The following is a 20,274-nucleotide window of genomic DNA, read 5'->3' as shown; positions in this document are numbered from 1 at the left end:
GCGGCGGGACGCTGTCGCATCCCGCCGCTGCACTGGGTGGGCTGTGGGCCGGTTACTTGCTGAGCACGCCGAGGCGGAACTTGAATGACGGATCGAGGGTCGTGTCGACGCCCTTGACGCTCGTTCCGGCCACGGCGATCTGCGAGCCCTGGAGGAGCGGCAGCGTCGCGAGGTCCTTCGCCACAGCGTCCTGGATCTGGCCGATCTGCTGCTCGCGCGACGACTTGTCCGGGTTCGCGGCCTCCTTGGAGATGAGGTCCTGGACGGTCGTGTTCGAGTAGTGGTTCTTCAGGAAGCTGTTCTGGGTGAAGAACGGCGTGAGGTAGTTGTCCGGATCCGAGAAGTCCGGGAACCAACCGAGCTGGTACATCGGGTAGACGTCCTTGGTCCGGTCCTTGGAGTAGGTGACCCACTCAGTGGACTGGAGGTTCACCTTGAACAGGCCGGAGGCTTCGAGCTGCTGCTTGACCAGCGCGTACTCGTCGCCCGAGGACGTCCCGTAGTGATCCGGGTTGTACTGGAGGTTGATGTTCAGCGGGGTCTGAACGCCGGCCGCCTGCAGGGCCTGCTTGGCCTTGTCCGCGCTCGGCTTGCCGTTGCCGTCGCCGTACATCGTCTTGAGCGGCTGCGTGGCGCCGGGGAAGCCGTCCGGAACGTAGGAGTAGAGCGGGGTGTAGGTCCCCTTGTAGACCTGCTGCGCGATCGCGTCACGGTCGACGAGGTCCGCCATTGCCTGCCGGACCGCAAGGGCCTTGGCAGGGTCGGCGTTCGGGGTCTTCGCGCCGTACGGCATCGTGTCGAAGTTGAACACGATGTAGCGGATCTCGCCGCCCGGGCCCTTGTAGACCTTGACCTTCGAGTCCTTCGCGAGGCTGTCGACGTCGGTCGCCGTCAGCGAGCGCCATGCCACGTCGATGTTGCCCTGCTGGACGTCGAGCTTGAGGTTGTTCGAGTCGGCGTAGTACTTGAGGTTCACCGTGTCCGTCGCCGGCTTGCCGAGGAGGCCCTGGTAGTCCGGGTTGGCCTTGAAGGAGACGAGCTGGTTCTTCTGGTACGTGGTGATCGTGTACGGACCCGCGAAGGCCTTCTTCGAGATGATGTCGTCATCGTTCATCACCTTGTCGGCCGGGAACACGTTGTGGTCGACGATGGGGCCTGCCGGGCTCGAGAGCACCTGCGGGAACGTCTGGTCGTTGCCCTGCTTGAGGTGGAAGACGACCGTGGCCGGATCCGGGGCGTCGACGCTTGCGAGGTTGTCCAGGAGCGAGGCCGGGCCATTCGGGTCATTGATCTTGAGCTGCCGGTCGAACGAGAACTTCACGTCCGTCGAGTCGAGCGCGTCGCCGTTGGCCCACTTGAGGCCGCTCTTGAGCTTGACCGTGTACACCGTCGGGGAGGTGAACGAGGCCGAGGTCGCGATGTCGGGCTGGGGATCGGCGCTGCCGGGCTTGGAGTTCATGACGAACGGATAGATCTGGTTCATGACCATGAACGAGCCGTTGTCGTAGGAGCCCGCGGGATCAAGGAACGTGACCTTGTCGGTCGTACCGACCGTGACCGGGCCGCCGCCCGACGAGCCGCTCTGGGCCGAGCTGCCTCCGGACGGGCCGGTGCAGCCCGTCAGAGCCAGCGCAGAGATGCCGAGGAGCACGACTGCGCTCCGTACGGCTGAGGTGGTCTTGCGCATGGGGTTTGGTGACCTTCTCTTCGAAGTTCTGGGCTCGCGCCACGTGTGATGCAGCGCACAGCCGGGTGCACACAGCATTCAATCACGTTTTCGAAGATGTGAAAGCCTCGCTTGAAGACCCCAGGCTGCCGCGGTGGGCTTCGCGAGGATCAGAGAGAGGGACGGGCCAGGGAGCGTGCGGAATCGATGGTCGCCTGCCCCAGCACCCGGGTCCCCTGGTACAGCACGACCGTCTGCCCCGGCGCGACCCCGCGAAGCGGCTCGTCGAGCGTGACGACGAGCTCGCCGTCGTCGGCCCCCTCATGGCCCTGCGCTCCCTCGCGATGCACCACGCGCGCCCTCGCGGGAAGTGCGTCGCCGTGTGCGCGCACCTGCGCCGTGCACGCGAACTCCTCACCCGATGCGGCTTCAGCAAGCGGAGCGCCGGCCCAGGAAATGCGGATTCCGCGGATCTCGTCGACCGCAAGGAGCTGCTCCGGACCCACGACAACCGTGTTGTCCTTCGGCCGGACCTCGAGGACGAACCTCGGCTTGCCGTCAGGGGCGGGACGCCCCAGCCGGAGACCACGGCGCTGCCCCACGGTGAAGGCATTCGCGCCGCCGTGCTCGCCGACCTTCTGCCCGGTCTCGTCCAGGATGTCGCCCGGGGTCATCTCGATCTTGTCGGCGAGCCATCCGCGGGTGTCGCCGTCCGAGATGAAGCAGATGTCGTGGCTGTCCGGCTTCTTGGCGACGGAGAGCCCTCGCCGCTCCGCCTCCGCGCGGACCTCGGCCTTCGAGGGCGTGTCGGCGAGGGGGAAGAGGCAGTGCTCGAGCTGCTCCCGGGTCAGGACCCCCAGGACGTAGGACTGGTCCTTCGCCCAGTCGGCCGCCCGGTGGAGCTCCGGGTTGCCCGCAGCGTCGCGGACCACCTTGGCGTAGTGGCCGGTGCAGACGGCATCGAAGCCCAGTGCGAGCGCCTTCTCGAGGAGGGCCGCGAACTTGATCCGCTCGTTGCAGCGCATGCAGGGGTTAGGTGTGCGCCCCGCCGCGTATTCCGCGACGAAGTCATCGACCACGTCCGCCTTGAACCGCTCCGAGAAATCCCACACGTAGAACGGGATCCCGAGCCTGTCGCACGCCCGCCACGCGTCGTTCGAATCCTCGATCGTGCAGCAGCCGCGGCTTCCCGTCCGCAGCGTGCCGGGCATCCGGGAGAGGGCAAGGTGAACCCCGACGACGTCGTGCCCCGCCTCCACAGCGCGGGCCGCGGCGACGGCCGAATCCACTCCCCCGCTCATGGCTGCCAGAACTCGCACCCCACCATTCTAGCGGCGGCCTCTGGCCGCAGGATCGCGAGGTGCCGAGGCTTGCCAACCCAAGGCGTCCCCCTAGCGCGTCGACGCCGTCCTGATGACGCTCTCATGCCCGGCCATCCCGGCCTGGCGCGCCTGACGAAAGGCACTGCCGATGACGTTCACGAGCCCCTCGACGTCGTCCTCTCCAGAGGACCAGCCGAGGCTGAATCGCTGCGCACCCCGCGCCTCAGTCTCGCTCAGACCCATCGACAGGAGGACGTGCGAGGGCCTCGGCACGCCCGCAGTGCACGCCGAGCCCGTGGACGCTTCGACGCCCATCATGTCGAGGAGGAAGAGGAGGGAATCGCCTTCGCACCCGGGGAACGTGAAGTGGGCGATGCCGGGCAACCGGAGGGCCGGGTCGGCCGGGCCGCTCAGGCGGGCGTCCGGAACGGCCGCAAGGACGCCTTCGACGAGCCGGTCGCGGAGCGCGGCGAGGCGCGGCGCCTCCTCCCCGAGGCGTCCGACGGCGTCGGCGGCCGCGGCGGCGAACGCTGCGGCGCCCGCAGCGTCGAGGGTCCCGGAACGGAGGCCGCGCTGCTGGCCGCCGCCGTGCTGGACCGGGGTGACTGTCGCGTCGCGGCGGACAACGAGGGCGCCGACCCCCACCGGTGCGCCGACCTTGTGCCCGCTCACTGCCATCGTCGCGAGCCCCGACGAGGCGAAGTCGACCGGCACGTGTCCGAAGGCCTGGACTGCGTCCGAGTGCATGGGAACACCGTGTTCGGCCGCGAGGGCCGCGATCTCGGCCACCGGCTGGAGCGTGCCCACCTCGTTGTTCGCCCACATGACGGTGATGAGGGCGACGCTCTCTGGGTCGCGTTCGAGCTCCGCCCGCACTGCCTCGACGTCCGTGATGCCTGCCGCGTCGCAAGGCAGCCAGACTGCCTCGGCGCCCTCATGCCGCTCGAGCCATTCGACCGTGTCCATGACCGCGTGATGCTCGACGCTCGAGCACAGAATGCGCCTGCGCCCCTGATCCGTGTCCCGGCGCGCCCAGTAGAGCCCCTTGACCGCCAGATTGTCGGCCTCCGTGCCGCCCGACGTGAAGACCACCTCGGAAGGATGGGCACCAAGCGTCGCCGCGAGCGATTCGCGCGCGTCCTCGAGCGCCCGGCGTGCGCGCTGGCCGGCAGCATGGAGCGACGAGGGATTGCCTCCCTGGGCGGCCTGCTGGGTGAACGCCGCAAGCGCGTGGGGCGTCACGGGAGTGGTGGCGGCGTGGTCGAGATACACGGACACCATTCCACTGTAGGCCTCCGTGGGGCCCTCGAACGGCGGGAACCCGAGCGCCGCCTAGGATTGAGCCATGACGTCTGGCCTGCCCTCCCACTACGAGGTGCTTGGCGTCCCAGTGACGGCTTCCCTCCAGGAGATCAAGGCCGCCTACCGCCGCGCAGCGCGCATCCACCATCCCGATCACGGCGGCGACCCAGCGGACTTCCGGCGGGTCACCCTCGCCTACGAGGTGCTGTCCGATCCCCAGCGACGGGATTCGTACAACCGGAGCTACTTCGCGGCGTCGCCCCAGCAGGAGCCCGCGGCCGGGGCCTGGAGTGCCGGCCCGGGTGGGACGGCCGACGGCGGCGCGCGCCCGCCGTCGTATGCCGCCTCAGGCTTCGCCGCCCACCGTCGGTCTCCCGGAGGCCGACCCCAGCGGAATCTGGCCGGTGAACCCGCGGTGTACGAGCCGCCGTTCTCCGAGGGGGCCTCCCCGCTGCTCCCTCGCGACCTCGCCCGGCGCCCGGAGCACGGCGAGCCGCGCCGGCGCGGGATCTTCGGTGCGGGCGCCCGGATCGAGCGAGAGCAGCGGACAGCCGCCCTCATCCGGCGGAACATCCTGGCCGAGATCCCCTCCGCCCGCCTGGTCAACGGCCTCCGCTCACCCGACGGGAGCTCCTATGTGGCCCACGCAGTCCTCGCGGGGTACCGGCTGGCACTCGTCGACTCGATGCTCGTCCCGGCCGGGAACTACGCGTGGGACGGCACTCACCTCCTCCAAGGAGGTCGTGCGGCCGCTCCCCCGCTGCTCGCAGGCCAGGTGCGGTACTTCCAGGAGGTCTTCCCCGAGCTCAACGTGCACGGCTTCGTGCTCGTCCAGACCCGCGACCCCAGCATCCACCAGCCGGTCATCGACGCGCACCGGAACGCCGAGGGCGGGATCGAGCCGCTCAATGCCTCCAAGTTCGTGCGCGAGCTCAAGTTCTTCCTCGCGTCCGGGCCGCAGCCGAACGTCGTGTACGTGCCGGCACTCGCCCGGCTGCTCACCGGCCTGCACTAGGTGAGAACCAGCGGAGCCTAGGATGGAGGGCGTGTTCCGCATCCTTTTCTACACGCCCGAGATCCCGGGCAACACCGGCAACGCCATCCGTCTCGCAGCGGTGACCGGATCCCAGCTCCACCTCGTCGAGCCGCTCGGGTTCGACTTCGAGGACACGAAGCTGCGGCGTGCAGGACTCGACTACCACGACCTCGCCGTGGTCACGGTGCACAAGACCCTCGAGGACGCCTTCGCCGCCCTCCTGCCCGCGCGGGTCTTCGCCTTCACCTCGCACGGGGACACGCCCTTCGCCGAAATCGCCTACGCGCCCGGCGACGTCCTGTTCTTCGGCCCCGAATCCGTGGGCCTCCCCGAGGGCGTCCTCGCGGACCCGCGGGTCACTGCCCGCGTCAGGCTGCCCATGCTCCCCGCGCGGCGGTCGCTGAACCTCGCGAACTCCGCGTCGATCGCAGTGTACGAGGCGTGGCGGCAGAACGGCTACGCCGGCGCGCAGGTCTAGCCGGCTCTCGCGCCAAGACCGGTTCGCGACGCTGCTGCGTCGGCCCGGGGCTCAGAAGCGGGGGCTCAGAAGCCGGCGATCGTCTCCGGCGAGTTGACCGCGACGACGTGGAAGGCCTCGGCCGACGCCTCACCACCCAGTCCGTGCGCCGCCGCCGTGGCCCGGAGCCGTGCCCGGACGAAGCGCTCCGTCGCGGCGATGTCCGGGTGCTGGCTCAGGTGCACCCGGATCGCCTCGAGCTTCGCCTCGACGTGGACCGTCACGTCCACGGCATGGTTGACGCGCTCCTCAGGAGCGGCGTAGAGCCACAGCCACGGGACCCTGTAGGCCGCCAGGCCCGACTCCTCGAGCTCTGGGTAGGCGTAGGGATTCTCGGTCGCGGGATAGACAGCGCGAGTGACGGCTTCGCCGCACGCCAGGTGATCCGGATGCGACATCTGGAGACTCGACCAGTTGCGCTCCGGGTGCATGGCGAGGACGACGTCGGGCCGCACCGTCCGGATGAGCCGGACGACGTCGCGCTGCACCTCGTGCGTGGGCTCGAGATAGCCGTCTCGGTACCCGAGGAAATGGACCTCCCTGACCCCGACACGGGCGGCCGCGGCGCGCTGCTCCTCTCGCCGCATGGCGACGATCTGAGCGCGGTGAGCCGGGTCGAAGCCGCCCGCGTCGCCGTCGGTCATGACGCAGTAGTGCACCTCGACGCCTTGGGCGACCCAAGCCGAGACGGTGCCGGCCACCCCGAAGTCGAGGTCGTCAGGATGAGCGCCGAAGGCCAGGACGCGTCGGGCGCCCTGTCCGGGCGCTCCTTCCCGGGCGGCCGCCACTAGGCCCGACGCCGCTTGATCTCTTCGGTCGCCTGCGGGAGGACCTTGAAGAGGTCGCCGACGACCCCGAAGTCGGCGATCTCGAAGATGGGCGACTCGGGATCGGAATTCACGGCCACGATGACCTTCGCGGTCTGCATGCCGGCCTTCTGCTGGATGGCACCCGAGATCCCCGCCGAGATGTAGAGCTGGGGGGAAACCGTCTTGCCGGTCTGGCCGACCTGGAGGTCGTGGCTGATCCAGCCGGCGTCGGTCGCGGCGCGGGACGCGCCCACGGCCGCGCCGAGGGCGTCGGCGAGCTCCTCGACGGGACCGAAATCGCCGTCGGTTCCGCGCCCGCCCGCCACAACGATGGTTGCCTCCGTGAGCTCGGGGCGCCCCGTCCGCGGGCGGTCTGTCCGCTCGGTGATGCGCCCGGCTCGCGCGAACGCGTCCTCCGGAACCGCCACCGTCTGCACGCTCGGCGAACCGGCGGCAGATGCGGGAGCAGCATCGGCCGCCCCAGGCTTGACGGTGAAGACGGCGACCGGGCTCGTGGCCTTCGCGCGGACCTCATAGGAACCCGCGAGGACGGACTTGTGTGCCGTGCCGTCTGCCTCGAGCGCGACGACGTCCGTGATGACCCCGGCATCCAACCGCACGCCGAGGCGGCCCGCGATCTCCTTGCACTCAAGAGAGTTGTCGAGGATGACGGCGCCTGGCTGGGCTACGGCGGCAACCGCGGCAAGCCACGCGGCCTGCGGGGCGACGAGGAACCCCGAGAGGTCCGTCTCCCCGGGCGTGTAGACGGCGTCCACGCCCTGTTCGCCGAGCTCACGGACGACGGCGTCGCTGGGCTGTGCGCCGACAGCGGCGGAGATCGGGCCGAGCGCGCGACCCGCCGCGAGCAGCTCGAGCTGTGGCCTCCGGAGGCCTTCGGCCGGAACGGCGTCGAGGTAGACGAGGGTTGCAGTCATGGTCATCTCTCCCGCTAGACGAGCTTCTGGGCGGCCAGGAAGTCGACGAGCTTGACGCCGGCGTCGCCCTCGTCCGTGATGATGGTCCCCGCAACTCGCGCGGGGCGCGGCTCGGCCTGCTCAACGTGGGTGAGCGAGCCCGCGGAGCCGACCTGTCCTGGGTCGACACCGAGGTCCGCGAGGCTGAATGTCGCGATCTTCTTCTTCTTCGCGGCGAGGATGCCCTTGAAGTTGGGATAGCGCGGCTCGTTGATCTGGTCCGTGACGGACACGACGGCCGGAAGGTCCGCCTCGACGGTGTCCGAGGTGGTTCCGCCGTCACGGCGGATGACGACGGTGCGCCCCGCGACGTCGAGGCTGGACGCGAACGTCAGCTGGGGAAAGCCGAGCCGCTCCGCCAGCTGGGCGGGTACGAGCGAGGTTTCGCCATCGGTCGAGGCCATGCCGGTGAGCACGAGGTCGACGTCGCCGACTGCGCGGACCGCCGCGGCGAGCACGAGCGACGTTGCCCATGCATCCGAGCCGGCCAAGGCGTCGTCCGTCACGTGAACCGCGGAAGACGCGCCGATCTGGAGCGCCTTCTTGAGGGCGTTGGCCGCGTCCGACGCTCCCATCGTGAGGGCTATGACCTGATTGCCTGCCTTCTCTCCGCCGCGGGCCTCACTCAGCTGGAGGGCGGCTTCGAGCGCGTACTCGTCAAGCTCCGACAGGATGCTCTCCGATCGCTCGAGCGTCCGGTCCGGCCCGATGTGACGGTCGAACTGCGCGTCAGGGACGTGCTTGACGAGCACGACGATTTTGAGGGTGTCTCCCACGGTTGAGGACCTTCCGTAGTGTTGCGTCCGTCGGTGGTGGCGCTCGGTGGCGCTGGTACCGCGGTGAAACCGCGCGTGAACCCGGCGCGCACCGCGCTCCGGGAACCTTAGCTAACCATACGCGCTGGCACTGGCGCGCGAGGGGCATGGCGCCGGGCCCGACAGCGGCGAATCGTCACGGAACGCCATGAAATGTCATGAAGCGACGAAATGTATCGACGCGGTTTGGCACCTCCGGCAGGAAGAAGGCCCCGCCCGCGTTCCTCTGGAGAGGAAAGCGGGCGGGGCCCTCGGCGGTACGAGGTCAAGAGGCCCGGATCACGGGTCTCGGGTCGGTCAGGACGACGCGGTGCCGACTGTCACGTCGACGCTCATGCTCTGGCCGTTGCGGTTCAAGGTGACCTTCACGGTCGAGCCGGGCGCCTGTTCACGGACCGCGGCGGTGAGCCCGCTCGCATCCTCGATGGCGAAGTCTCCGAAGTGGGTGATCACGTCACCTGCCTTGATGCCGGCCTTGTCCGCCGGGGAACCGCTGGTCACCTGGGCGACCTGCGCCCCGACGGAGAACGTCGAGTTCGAGTTGCCGTTCGGCGCCGCGGGCTGGACCGAGACCCCGAGCTGGCCGTGGGTGGCCTTGCCGCTGGAGATGATCTCCTGGGCGATCCGCTTCGCGTAGTCGATCGGGATGCTGAAGCCGACCCCGATGTTGCCGCTCTGGCTCGTGCTGCTCGTGCTGCTGCCGGTCGAGGCGATCGCGACGTTGATGCCGACCAGTTCACCGTTCGTGTTGAGCAGGGCACCGCCGGAGTTGCCCGGGTTGATCGCGGCATCGGTCTGGATCACGTTGATGCTGATCGAGCTCTGAGCCTGCGACTGCTGGGACTGGCCGTACGGCGGCGCGAACTGGAAGCCCTGGCCGCCCTGGCCCTGCTGCTGGTCTCCGCCCTGGGGAGCGGCCGACGAGGCGACCGAGATGGTGCGGTTGAGCGTCGAGACGATGCCGTCCGTCACGGTGTTCTCGAGACCGAGCGGGGCACCGATCGCAATCACGGTGTCACCGACGTTGATCTTGCTCGAGTCGCCCACCGTGATCGGAGTCAGGTTGGCCCCCTTGATCTGGATCACGGCAAGGTCCGAGAGCGGGTCCGTCCCGACGACGGTCGCCGAGTAGACGTTGCCGTCGTTCGTGCGGACCTCGATCGACGGATTCGCAACCTGCCCGTCGAGGGTCACGACGTGCGTATTCGTCAGAATGTGGCCCGAGTTGTCGAGGACGACGCCGGAGCCGGTCCCCTGCGAACTCCCCGACGTGACTCCAATCGTGACCACGCTCGGCGACGCCTTGGCAGCTGCCGCGGTCACCGCGTTGACGCTGTTCTGGTTGTTGACGATCACCGGGCTGTTCTGGGTCGTGTTCACGGAGGCCGCGTGCGGCGCGAGGAGTGAATATCCGCTCGCTGCGACGCCCCCGCCGACCAGTCCGGCGACGAGCATGCCTGCGACGAGCACACCAGTCCCCCAACGGCGCGGCTGGCCCGCCCGCCCTGACGCCGGCGGGCCGAACGAGGAGCCACCCTGGCCCTGACCATAGGGGTACTGCTGCCCGTAGGGGCTGGTCGGTTGGCCGTAGGGATTGGCAGGCCGGCCGTACGGCGACTGGCCCTGCTGCCCATACTGGCCCTGTGGCGCATGCCCGGGCTGAGCGGGCTGGCCGTACTGCCCGTAACGGGGCTGGCCGTACTGGCCGGACTGGGAAGCCGCGGGCTGGCCCGACTGGGAAGCCGCGGGCTGGCCCGACTGGGAAGCCGCGGGCTGGCCCGACTGGGAAGCCGCGGGCTGGCCGGACTGGGAAGTTGAGGGCTGGCCGGAACCCTGGATCGGCGCTGTCGGCGCGGTGTCGGCGCCGGGGCGACCCTCCGCTCCGTGCGGCGCGACGCTCGAACGCTCAGGCGTCGTTCCGCCATCTGTCGTCTGGCCGCGGTCCGGGGCCGGGCTGTCTGGGGTTTCGCTCATGCTCCTCATCCTTTCGTGTCCTGCCTACAACTATGGACCGCCATGCTGTGCGCCACTCCTTTGTTCCCTGAGAGGTCTCTGGAAGGGAGCCGAAAGCGAGGGCCTTGCCCGATGGACCAACGATCCCAGGTCTTCGGCGGTTCGGCCTGTTCGCTCGGGGCGCACGCGGAGCCGGTGGATTCGCGCCGAATGACGCCCCTAGAATCGAACCGACACGCCCCAGCCTCCCCGCGGCATACGGCCGGGCTTTTCGGGGGGCTGGAGGCCTTCCGGGGCAACCGCCTCGGAGCCGAGCGAAGGGCTGTGCAGTGCGATCCACGCTGAAGACTCTCCTGACGGCTGTCGGCGCCTTGCTGCTCGCATTGATGCCAGCCGCGACCCCGGCGTGGGCCACCGACCCCGTCACCATCCCATCCGGGACCAACATCGTCGACCCGAGTGGCGCGATTGGGACCCGGAAGTCAGACGTCCAGGCTGCGATCTCCAACCTCCTCTCGCAGCACAAACTGAATCTCTATGTCGTCGTCGTCGACTCGTTCACGAACCCGAGCGACCGGGCTGCCTGGGCACAGGCCGTCGCGAAGAACAAGGGGATGGGGACCTCTGACGTCCTTCTTGCCATCGCAACGACCGGCCAGTACGAGCTCGTGGCGAGCACGGCGAACACGAAGGTGTACCCGAAGATCAGCACGATCGCTCAGAATGCGATCACTCCGAACCTCGCCAACGGCAAGAAGGACTACGCCCAGGCGGCCGTCGACACTGCCAAGGCCGTGGGTGACGCCGCTGGCGGTGGCAGTGGCGCGGTTTCCTCGGGCGGCGACGCGACTCCCCTCTTCGTGGGGGCCGGCGTCGTCGTCGCGGCAGGGGCCGCGGGCGCGTACGCCCTCTCCCGCCGCAGGAAGTCGCGGGCCCTCGCGCAGGCGCCCGCCGCCTCTTCGGACCCCCTCGCCGGCCTGCCCGTCGAGCAGCTGCGCAAGCGTGCCAGCGCCCTTCTCGTGCGAGCGGACGACACCATCAAGTCGAGCGAGCAGGAACTAGGCTTCGCGGAGGCTTCCTACGGTTCGGACGCGGTTGGAAACTTCACCCGGGCTCTCGCCGACGCGAAGGGGCAGCTGAGCGAATCGTTCAAGCTTCAGCAGCAGCTGGACGACCACATTCCCGACACCGAGCAGCAGCAGCGCGCTTGGCTCGGAGAGATCATCAACCGCTCACAGTCGGCCATCCAGTCGCTGGCCGACCAGAAGGCAGACTTCGACGCCCTCCGCGAGCTTGAGCGCACGGCTCCTGCTGCCCTCGACAACATCAGATCTGGAGTCGAACGGGCAACCGCCCGGCTCGCCGGGGCCGAAAGCACCCTCGCGTCCCTCAGGGACCGCTACTCGGAGTCCGCGGTACGCCACGTGGCAGACAACATCACCCAGGCAAAGGATCGCCTCGCGTTCGTCGAGTCCGCGTCGACCCAGGCACGCGGGCAGCTCGCCGCCAACGAGACCGGGCCCGCTGCCGTTTCCGTCAGGGCCGCCGAGGAGGGACTGCACCAGAGCGTGGTCCTCCTCGACGCGATCGACAAGGCATCCGCCGCGCTGGATGCCGCCCGGACCGGTCTGGACAGCGCGATTGCCGACACGGAGAACGATCTCGCCCAGGCCAAGGCAATGGCGCAGGGACAGCAGCATGCCGAGCTCACGGGTCCGATAGCTGGCGCCGAATCAGCCCTGTCCCAGGCAAAGCAGGAACTCGCGGGCGGCAAGGTGGACCCGATCGCACTGCTGGCCCGCATCGAGAAGGCACACCAGCAGCTCGACGAGGTCCTGGCCGGCGTCCGGAACCGTGAAGAGCAGGCCCAGCGGGCTGCGGCCGCTCTCCAGCAGGCGATCCGCACGGCGCAGGACACCATCGGTGCCACAAGCGACTACATTGAGGCCCGCCGAGGTGGCGTCGGCACCGAGGCTCGAACCCGTCTGGCAGAAGCCCAGCGCAACCTCGACTACGCTCTGAGCATTTCCCAGAGTGACCCGGCGTCCGCGCTCGCGTACGCGCAGCAGGCGACAGCCCTCGCACAGCAAGCCGCCCAGATCGCCCAGCAGGACGTCGAGCAGTTCTCCGGTTTCGGAGGCTACGGGATGGGCGGCGGCCGGAACTACGGCGGCGGGATCGGCGGGGCAATCCTCGGCGGAATCCTCATCGACAGCATCCTCCGGGGAGGCCACCACGACGGCGGCGGCTGGGGCGGCGACGGCGGCGGCTGGGGCGGCGACGGCGGTGGCTGGGACGGCGACGGCGGCAGCTTCGGCGGCGACGGGGGCGGTGGCGGCTTCGGCGGCGACGGGGGCGGTGGCGGCTTCGGCGGCGACGGCGGCAGCTTCTGAGCTGAACAGGACAGACCACAACAGGCCGCGGCGCTCGTGCCGGGCCAGGGAAGGGAGCACCACACCATGGCAAAGCAGTCGATCTTCGGGCGCATCACGCAGTTGGCGAAGGCCAACATCAATGCGCTGCTCGACCAGGCGGAGGACCCCCAGAAGATGCTGGATCAGATGGTCCGTGACTACAGCAACAACATCGCCGAGGCAGAGTCAGCCATCGCGCAGACGATCGGCAACCTGCGCATGCTCCAGGACGACCACGCCGAGGACCTCAAGGCGGCGCAGGACTGGGGCAACAAGGCCTTGGCTGCGTCGCGCAAGGCTGACGAGCTGCGGGCGGCAGGAAATGCCGCAGACGCCCAGAAGTTCGACAATCTGGCGAAGGTGGCCCTCCAGCGCCAGATCTCGTCGGAGAACGAGGCAAAGGCCGCAGAGCCGACGATTGCCTCCCAGAGCGAAGTGGTCGACCGCCTCAAGACCGGACTCGACCAGATGAAGGGCAAGCTCAACGAGCTCACGACGAAGCGGAACGAACTCGTAGCCCGCAGCCGGACGGCGGCCGCCCAGACGCAGGTCAACGACGCCCTCAAGAGCATCGACATCATGGACCCGACGAGCGAGGTGAGCCGCTTCGAGGAGAAGGTCCGACGGGAGGAGGCCAAGGTCCGCGGGCAGCAGGAACTGGCGGCGAGCAGCCTCGACGCCCAGTTCAACCAGCTCGAGGACCTCGGGGAGCAGACCGAGGTCGAGGCCCGGCTCGCCGCCCTCAAGCAGGGCACGTCGCAGAACGCCCTCTCGGCAGGCAAGGGTGCTCAGGCCGTCGACGCTGCCGACCATGTAGTGGATGAGGCGGACTTCGACAAGCTCTGACCCGGGCAGGGCAGCCGCAACCTGAGCGAACACGCAGGGAAGAGAAGAGCCCGGGCCGACGATGTCGGCCCGGGCTCCTCTCTTTCGTTGCGGGGGCAGGATTTGAACCTACGACCTCTGGGTTATGAGCCCAGCGAGCTACCGAACTGCTCCACCCCGCGGCGCAGTCACTACGTTACCAATCGGTGAACGTGGGGCCAAATCGGTGCTCTGGTCCGGGCAGCCGATCATCCGCCTGGGCTCGCCGACGGGCTCGCCGATGAACTCGGCGAGGGGCTCGGGCTCGGCGACGACGTGGACGGCGCCGTCGAGGAGCCCTGCCCCTGTGCAGCCTGGAGGCTTGCCTCGGCTGTGAGCGCGCGCGTCACGGCATCGTTCAGCCTCTGCTGAGCCGCCCCATAGTCGGCGAAGTTGCCGCTCTGCAGAGCTGATTGGCTGTCGCTCATGGCCTTCTTCGCGTCCTGAAGCGCTTGGTTGAGCTGGGCGTTGGCGTTGGCTGCCGCGGAGGACGAACTGGGCGGTGTCGGCGTCGTCGTCGTGGCGTTGTTGTTCCCGGCGTCCCCTGCGGAGGCTCCCGCGTTCCCGCCGAACAGGCTCTTGAGCGCCTCATCGAGCGTCGCCGCGAAGCCGACCTTGTCGCCGAACGCGACGAGGACCCGCTGCAGCGTGGGATACGACGTGGAGCCCGTGGACTGGACGTACACCGGTTCGACGTAGAGCAGACCACCACCCACGGGCAGGGTCAGCAGGTTGCCGGCCTGCACCTTCGAGGCTCCCTGTCTGAGGAGATTGAGCGAAGTCGAGACGGACGGGTCGGAATCGAATCGCGACTGCACCTGCCCGGGACCGGGCACGTTGGTTTCGGTCGGAAGTCTCAACAGCTGGAGCTTCCCGTAGTCCGGCCCCTTGACCCCCGCCTTGTTGCCCGCATCCGAGTCGGCGGCGAGGAAGCCGTACATGACGTCGCGCGATTTCCCTGCCTGCACCGTCTGAGGGATGAAGCTCGAGGTCAGCTGGAACGCCGGGGCCTTCTGACCCGGCATCTGGAGCGACATGTAGTAGGGCGGCTGCTTCCCGCCGCTCTGCCCCGCGGTCGTGGGGTCATCCGGCACGCTCCAGACGTCGTCGTTCTGGTAGAAGCTCGCGGGATCCGTCACGTGATAGCGCGCCAGCAGTTCGCGCTGGACCTTGAAGAGGTCCTCCGGGTACCGCACATGGCTCATGAGGGAGCCGGACATCTCCGAGATCGGCTTGACCGTCGTCGGGAAGACCTTCTCCCACGTCTTGAGGATCGGGTCCTGGTCATCCCAGGCGTACAGCGAGACGGACCCGTCGAAGGCGTCGACGGTCGCCTTGACCGAGTTGCGGATGTAGTTCACGGTCGATGGCGGCAGGGCGGCGTTGCGGCCAGCCGCGGTCTGCGAGTCGGAAGTGACCTGCTGGAGCTGCTGCTGCTGCGAGTAGGGGAAGTACTGGCTGGTCGTGTAGCCGTCCACGATCCACTTCACGCGCCCGTCGACCACGGCCGGATACGCCGTCCCGTCGAGGGTCAGATACGGCGCGACCTTCTGCACTCGGTCGAGCGGGTCACGGTTGTAGAGGATCTGCGACTGGGAATTGACTGCGTCCGAGAACAGGAGATCCGTGCTCTGGAACTTCACGGAGTAGATCAGCCGATTGAACCAGTTGCCGACGTTGGGGCCGCCATTCCCCGTGTACGTGTAGAGGGTGTCGCCGGCGTTGCCCTGCGGCTTGTCCTGTTCCCGCGGCTGGGCACCCGAGGGACCCCCGACGATGGAGTAGTCGGGCGAGTAGCGACCGAAGTAGATCCGGGGCTGATACGAGCTCTCAGTGCCGAGCGCGCCCGTCGTCGGTATCCCCGACTGGAGGAACACCGGCTTGCCGTCCGAGGAGGCCCTATTGCCGTACGCGGCGACTACACCGTAGCCGTGCGTGTACACGACGTGGGTGTTGTACCACGACTGTTGATCCGGGCTCAGGCCATTCAGGTTCAGCTCGCGAACGGCAATCACAGTGTCCTGGGACGCACCGTTCACGGCGTAGCGGTCGACGTTGAGGGTCGGCGAGAACTGGTAGTACGGCCTGTACTGTTCGAGCTGCTGGAAGGTCGACGAGACGAGCGTCGGATCCAGGAGCCGGATGTTCTGGGTCGTCTGGGCATCGGGCTGAAGAGCCCCCGGCGCCGCGTTCGTCGTGGCGTTGTACGGCGTGACCTGAACGTTGTCGAGACCGTAGGCCTCCCGGGTGAGCGAGATGTTCCGCTCGATGTATGGGCCCTCGAGTGTCTTCTCCGACGGCGTGACCTGGAACTGCTGGATGACCCAGGGATAGATTCCGCCCGCGAAGATCCCGGTGATGACGAGCATGGCCGTCCCGATGAGCGGGAGCCTCCAACGGCCGATCGCCGCGGCGATGAAGAACAGGATCGCGACGATTCCGGCCGCAATCGCGAGGATGGCCTGGGTCGGAATGACCGCATTGACATCCGTGTACATAGCCCCGGCCCACTTGGTGCCCGAGTTCTGCAGCGTGCCGTAACGGTCGATCCAGAAGTTGACCGCGATGAGGAGCAGCAGGAGGCCGCCGGTGATCGCAAGGTGCAGCTGAGCTGCCCGCGAAGTGTAGAGACCGCGGTCGCTGATGCGGATCGAGCCATAGAGGTAGTGCGTGAGGAGCCCGGCGATGCCGGCGATGATGACGATGCTCAGGAGGTAGCCGACGAGCGTTCCCAGGAACGGGAGCGTGAACAGGTAGAAGCCCATGTCGAGCCCGAACTGCGGGTCCTTCTGGCCGAACGGCACCTGGTTGAAGAACAGCACGACTTTCTGCCATTGGCTTCCCGCGGCCGCGCCTGCGAAGAGGGCGAAGACGATCGGGACACCGGCCATGATGACCCGCCGTACGGGCTCGAGCTGGGCCTGGTAGCGGCTCATGGTGTCCTGCTGGCTGCCGTCGGGCGCGTAGACGGGACGCGCCCGGTAGGCGAGCCGGATCGCGGCGTAGACGCCGAAGCCCATGCCGAAGGCGCCGACGAGGAAGACGAGCGTCTTGGAGACGTTCTCGGTGAGGAACACCCCGACGTACCCGAGCTGTTGGAACCACAGGACGTCGGTCCAGACCTGAGTGAAGAGCACGAAGCCGACCACGAGCACGACCGCGATGATGATCGTCGGGATGAGAGGTCCGCGTCTCTTCCTGAGGGGGCGCGGGGCGGTGCCTTCTGGACGGGCTGTCACGTTTACCTCTTCATCAAGTGCTCGGTGTCATCGCGGCGCATTGTCGCGGTGCGTAAAGCGTCCGGGCGCAGCGCACCCTCGCCTAGTCAAGCACGCGCCGCTCGAGTACGGAGTTCCCGGCTGCTCAGTAGTGGTCGGTAACGATTCGGCGACGGACTCTGGGGCCGTCGGCTCACACGTCATTTCGTCGGCCACGGATCCATTCGTGCACGCGGAGCTCATTTCGTGCATTGCGGCAGCGTTGCAGGATCCGTTCCCTGGGCGTAGGCCTCGACTGCGTGCCGCGCGCCGTCCAGCGTGTCGACCTTTACCACGGAGAGGCCGCTGGGAACGTGGCCCACCACTTCGCCGCAGTTGCCGGCGGGCGCCAGGAAGAGGGTCGCCCCCTGGGAGCGCGCCCCCTCCATCTTCTGGACGATTCCACCGATCTCTCCCACAGTTCCGTCCGGGCTTATCGTCCCCGTGCCGGCGATCTGCTTGCCATTCGTGAGATTTCCCGGGGTGAGCTTGTCGACGATCCCGAGGGCGAACATCATCCCCGCACTCGGGCCGCCGACCCGGTCGAGCGCGAAGTCGACGGTGAAGGGGAACGCGAAGGAGTACGCGACGGTGAAGCCGAGCAGGTAGTGGCCGTTCCCCGAGTCACGCGGCGTGATGGAGACCGTGTGCTGCGCGCCGTTCCGGACGAAGACGACGTCGAGCGGCTTGCCTTTCGAGGACGCCACGAGCGCTTGGATCGCGGTGAGCGAATCGACCTTCTGCCCACCCACGCTCACGATCGTGTCCTGCGGCTGCAGCTTCCCGGCGGAGGCCGAGTTGTCGACGAGCGAGGCGATCCTGACCTGCTGCTGAAACGGGATCGAGAGCGTCTTGAGGGCGGCCGCGACGGCGTTGTCCTGCGAGCTCTGCATCTCCTGTGCGTTCTCCTGCGACACGGTCTGCGTCGTGACGCCCTTGGGGTAGACAGCATCAACGGGCAGGATCGACTGTGACGGATCCAGGGCCGACCGGATGAGCCCGAGGAGGCTCACGTTCGAATTCGGGCCACCCTCGACATACACAGTCGTGAGATCGAGCGCGCCCTGCGCCGGGTACGTCTGGCGGCCCTTGATGGCGATGATGTCCTTGCCGTTGTCCGTCCCGAGAGTGTTGTAGACGGGGCCCGGCAGCTCCACCACGTAGGGCACTGGAGCGGCCCACACGATCCCGCCCAGAACGAGGGTCGCGACCGCGGCCACGGCGCCGACGAGCCCCCGGCCCGTGCGGGGCTTGGACCATGCACGGACGGGGCCTTCCCCCGCGGAACCGGGGTGCTCTCCCGGCGAGCCGTCCTCAGGTGGCCGCACACCGCCGTCGTCCGCCGGGATGCCTGCGGTCGGGGGGACGCTGCTGCTCACGCGGCGCCTTTCCGCGGCGGATTGCCGCTTCTGCTCAGGGATTCGCTCAGTCCAGCGTAGTGTGCGTCCGTGTGGCACGCTCCCCGGCACGCCACGCTGTGCCTAGAGCGAAAGGGCTGCCTGCGCGAAGACACGTGTGTTCCGCACGCGGTACCGTGAGGATGACTGTTCCCTCCCAGTGATCGGCGGCATCATGACCACTCCGGACAAGCCACAGGGCAACGGCGAGGAACCGCAGGATCCTCTGGCCGAACTCTTCGCCAAGCTCATGGGCGGGGAAGGCCTCGAGGGGGTCGACCCTGCCGAGATCGCGAAGGCTGCGGGCCTCCCGAGCGACCCCGCTGTCCTCCAGCAGATGTTCCAGCAGGTCCAGTCCATGATGACGTCCTCGGCCGGGGACGGGCCCGTGAACTGGCAGCTGGCCCACGAGCACGCGCGGCGCACCGCGGCCACGACGTCGGACCCCTCGGTCTCGGCACTGCAGAACCGCGACGTCGACGAAGCGCTGCGCCTCGCCGAGCTCTGGCTCGACAACGTGACGGACTTCCCCCCCACCGGCCTGATCGGCCGCGGCTGGTCCCGGGCGGAGTGGATCGAGGCGACCATGGCCACGTGGCGCCGGCTCACCGAGCCGGTAGCGAACAGCGTGGCCACGGCACTCTCGACTGCCATCAGCGAGCAGCTCCCCGAAGAGATGAAGGGCATGCTCGGCGGCGCCACATCAATGCTCCAGAACATGGGCGGTGCAATCTTCGGCATGCAGCTCGGCGCGGCAATCGGCGCGCTGTCCGGCGAGGTTGTGAGCGCGTCCGACATCGGAGTCCCGCTCGTAGACCTCGAAATGGCGCTCCTGCCCGCGAACGTCGCGAAGTTCGGCGAGGGCCTCGGGCTCCCCGAGGGCGACGTCCGGCTCTACCTCGCGGTCCGCGAGGCCGCGCACGCCCGCCTCTTCATGCACGTGCCTTGGCTGCGAGCGCACCTCCTCGGTGCCGTCGAGGACTACGCCCGGGGCATCCACATCGACATCTCCCGCATCGAAGAGGTTGCGCGCGAGGTCGACCCGCGGAATCCGGAATCCCTCCAGGAGGCGCTCCAGGGCGGAGTGTTCACGCCCGAGCGCACCCCGCGCCAGGAAGCCGCCCTCGCGAAGCTCGAAACGGCGCTTGCCCTCGTCGAGGGCTGGGTCGACGAGCTCACCGCGGCAGCGACCGAGAATGTGCTGCCTTCCGCTCCGGCCCTCCGCGAGGCAGTCCGCCGTCGCCGCGCCACTGGGGGGCCCGCCGAGCACGCCTTCGCGTCGCTTGTCGGCCTCGAGCTGCGCCCGCGGCGACTGCGCGATGCCGCCCAGCTCTGGGCCTCGCTCAAGCAGGAGCGCGGCGTCGCAGGGCGGGACGCCATCTGGAGGCACCCGGACCTGCTCCCGACCGGCGAGGACCTCGACGATCCGAGCGGGTTCAGCGCACGGCGGTCGGCAGCCGAGGCCCAGGAGACCGAGGTCGACGCGGCGCTCGAGAAGCTGCTCGCGGGAGGATTCGATCATCCCTCGGACGCAGAGGAGCAGAAGGACGCGAAGCCCGAGGAGGGCACTTCCGAGGGTGGGCCCCACCACTCCGGAACGGACGACGACGGCGAGCCACAGCCCGGCACGTGACATCGTGGGGCGGCTGCTGGGGCTGCGCTGCTCTGGTCTACTGGGGGTTAACGGGTTCGCCGGTGCTCTTCGACGGACCCGTCGACCCCTAGGGAAAGCCCAGCTCCTAGTCGATGTCCTCGACGATCGTCCCGAACGGAATCCGGTCGTCCACGAGCGCCTGAAGGGCATGGGGCTCGTTCGCCACAACCCTCACGCCGTACAGTCCGTCCGCTGCGGACTGGAGCAGGACTGGCCGAACGGTTTCGACGAAGTCGTCACTGCGGCCCTCGAGATACTTCATGTACCCGGCTGGAAGCTGGCTCATGGCCCAGA

At 68.4% G+C, this 20,274-nt stretch carries 15 protein-coding genes and 1 tRNA gene; 5 read left to right on the top strand and 11 right to left on the bottom strand.

All coding sequences use genetic code 11. The features are described from left to right. Positions 1-52: 52 nt before the first annotated feature. From E6A21_RS02200 to E6A21_RS02190, 3 genes are all read right to left on the bottom strand, one after another. Positions 53-1,687 (bottom strand): ABC transporter substrate-binding protein, encoded by a 1,635-nt coding sequence (locus E6A21_RS02200; protein ID WP_138442472.1) that lies wholly within the window; start codon positions 1,685-1,687, stop codon positions 53-55. Between the two features lie 149 nt (positions 1,688-1,836). Beyond that, a complete protein-coding gene (gene mnmA / locus E6A21_RS02195; protein WP_138442471.1) occupies positions 1,837-2,985 on the bottom strand; it encodes a tRNA 2-thiouridine(34) synthase MnmA in 1,149 nt (382 codons plus the stop codon). A gap of 72 nt (positions 2,986-3,057) precedes the next feature. Continuing rightward, entirely contained in the window at positions 3,058-4,266 is a 1,209-nt protein-coding gene (locus E6A21_RS02190) for a cysteine desulfurase family protein (RefSeq protein WP_138442684.1), read from the bottom strand. 67 nt (positions 4,267-4,333) lie between these two features. Between E6A21_RS02190 and E6A21_RS02185 the strand changes: the two genes are divergently transcribed. Together E6A21_RS02185 and E6A21_RS02180 are read left to right on the top strand one after the other, a co-directional pair. Further along, complete coding sequence (locus E6A21_RS02185; RefSeq protein WP_138442470.1) at positions 4,334-5,305, top strand: J domain-containing protein; 972 nt, start codon at positions 4,334-4,336, stop codon at positions 5,303-5,305. A 31-nt stretch (positions 5,306-5,336) separates the two neighbouring features. Beyond that, positions 5,337-5,804: a tRNA (cytidine(34)-2'-O)-methyltransferase gene (locus E6A21_RS02180; protein WP_138442469.1), complete on the top strand. Its 468-nt coding sequence runs from the start codon at positions 5,337-5,339 to the stop codon at positions 5,802-5,804. A gap of 65 nt (positions 5,805-5,869) precedes the next feature. On the opposite strand, the gene E6A21_RS02175 is transcribed toward E6A21_RS02180, so the two are convergent. From E6A21_RS02175 to E6A21_RS02160, 4 genes are all read right to left on the bottom strand, one after another. Continuing rightward, positions 5,870-6,631, bottom strand: a complete 762-nt coding sequence (locus tag E6A21_RS02175) for a PIG-L deacetylase family protein (RefSeq protein ID WP_138442468.1) — start codon at positions 6,629-6,631, stop codon at positions 5,870-5,872. Then, the gene (locus E6A21_RS02170; protein WP_138442467.1) at positions 6,631-7,587 is read right to left on the bottom strand and encodes an electron transfer flavoprotein subunit alpha/FixB family protein; all 957 of its coding nucleotides are present in this window, start codon (positions 7,585-7,587) and stop codon (positions 6,631-6,633) included. The genes E6A21_RS02175 and E6A21_RS02170 overlap by 1 nt, the downstream gene beginning before the upstream one ends. 14 nt (positions 7,588-7,601) lie before the next feature. Continuing rightward, entirely contained in the window at positions 7,602-8,402 is an 801-nt protein-coding gene (locus tag E6A21_RS02165; RefSeq protein WP_138442466.1) for an electron transfer flavoprotein subunit beta/FixA family protein, read from the bottom strand. A gap of 336 nt (positions 8,403-8,738) precedes the next feature. Continuing rightward, positions 8,739-10,415: a S1C family serine protease gene (locus E6A21_RS02160; protein ID WP_138442465.1), complete on the bottom strand. Its 1,677-nt coding sequence runs from the start codon at positions 10,413-10,415 to the stop codon at positions 8,739-8,741. A gap of 308 nt (positions 10,416-10,723) precedes the next feature. On the opposite strand from E6A21_RS02160, the gene E6A21_RS02155 reads away from it, so the two are divergent. Both E6A21_RS02155 and E6A21_RS02150 read left to right on the top strand, forming a co-directional pair. Next, positions 10,724-12,787, top strand: a complete 2,064-nt coding sequence (locus E6A21_RS02155; protein WP_246036132.1) for a TPM domain-containing protein — start codon at positions 10,724-10,726, stop codon at positions 12,785-12,787. Between the two features lie 66 nt (positions 12,788-12,853). Continuing rightward, a complete protein-coding gene (locus tag E6A21_RS02150; RefSeq protein ID WP_138442464.1) occupies positions 12,854-13,654 on the top strand; it encodes a PspA/IM30 family protein in 801 nt (266 codons plus the stop codon). Positions 13,655-13,741: 87 nt separating this feature from the next. On the opposite strand, the gene E6A21_RS02145 is transcribed toward E6A21_RS02150, so the two are convergent. From E6A21_RS02145 to E6A21_RS02135, 3 genes are all read right to left on the bottom strand, one after another. Next, a tRNA-Met gene (locus E6A21_RS02145) sits at positions 13,742-13,815 on the bottom strand. A 66-nt stretch (positions 13,816-13,881) separates the two neighbouring features. Next, positions 13,882-16,911 carry a UPF0182 family membrane protein gene (locus E6A21_RS02140; RefSeq protein WP_138442463.1) on the bottom strand — a complete coding sequence of 1,010 codons (3,030 nt, stop codon included), beginning with the start codon at positions 16,909-16,911 and terminating at the stop codon, positions 13,882-13,884. Positions 16,912-17,129: 218 nt separating this feature from the next. Beyond that, the gene (locus E6A21_RS02135; RefSeq protein ID WP_246036131.1) at positions 17,130-18,308 is read right to left on the bottom strand and encodes a YlbL family protein; all 1,179 of its coding nucleotides are present in this window, start codon (positions 18,306-18,308) and stop codon (positions 17,130-17,132) included. A gap of 193 nt (positions 18,309-18,501) precedes the next feature. On the opposite strand from E6A21_RS02135, the gene E6A21_RS02130 reads away from it, so the two are divergent. Next, on the top strand, positions 18,502-19,959 hold the full coding sequence (locus E6A21_RS02130) for a zinc-dependent metalloprotease (protein WP_171041223.1): 1,458 nt from the start codon (positions 18,502-18,504) through the stop codon (positions 19,957-19,959). A gap of 106 nt (positions 19,960-20,065) precedes the next feature. On the opposite strand, the gene E6A21_RS02125 is transcribed toward E6A21_RS02130, so the two are convergent. Then, on the bottom strand, positions 20,066-20,266 hold the full coding sequence (locus E6A21_RS02125; RefSeq protein WP_138442462.1) for a hypothetical protein: 201 nt from the start codon (positions 20,264-20,266) through the stop codon (positions 20,066-20,068). Positions 20,267-20,274: the final 8 nt, after the last annotated feature.

Origin of the sequence: Sinomonas susongensis (assembly GCF_005877005.1) — a bacterium.
GTDB classification, from domain to species: Bacteria; Actinomycetota; Actinomycetes; order Actinomycetales; family Micrococcaceae; genus Sinomonas; species Sinomonas susongensis.
This window is presented reverse-complemented; position numbering and strand designations above follow the sequence as displayed.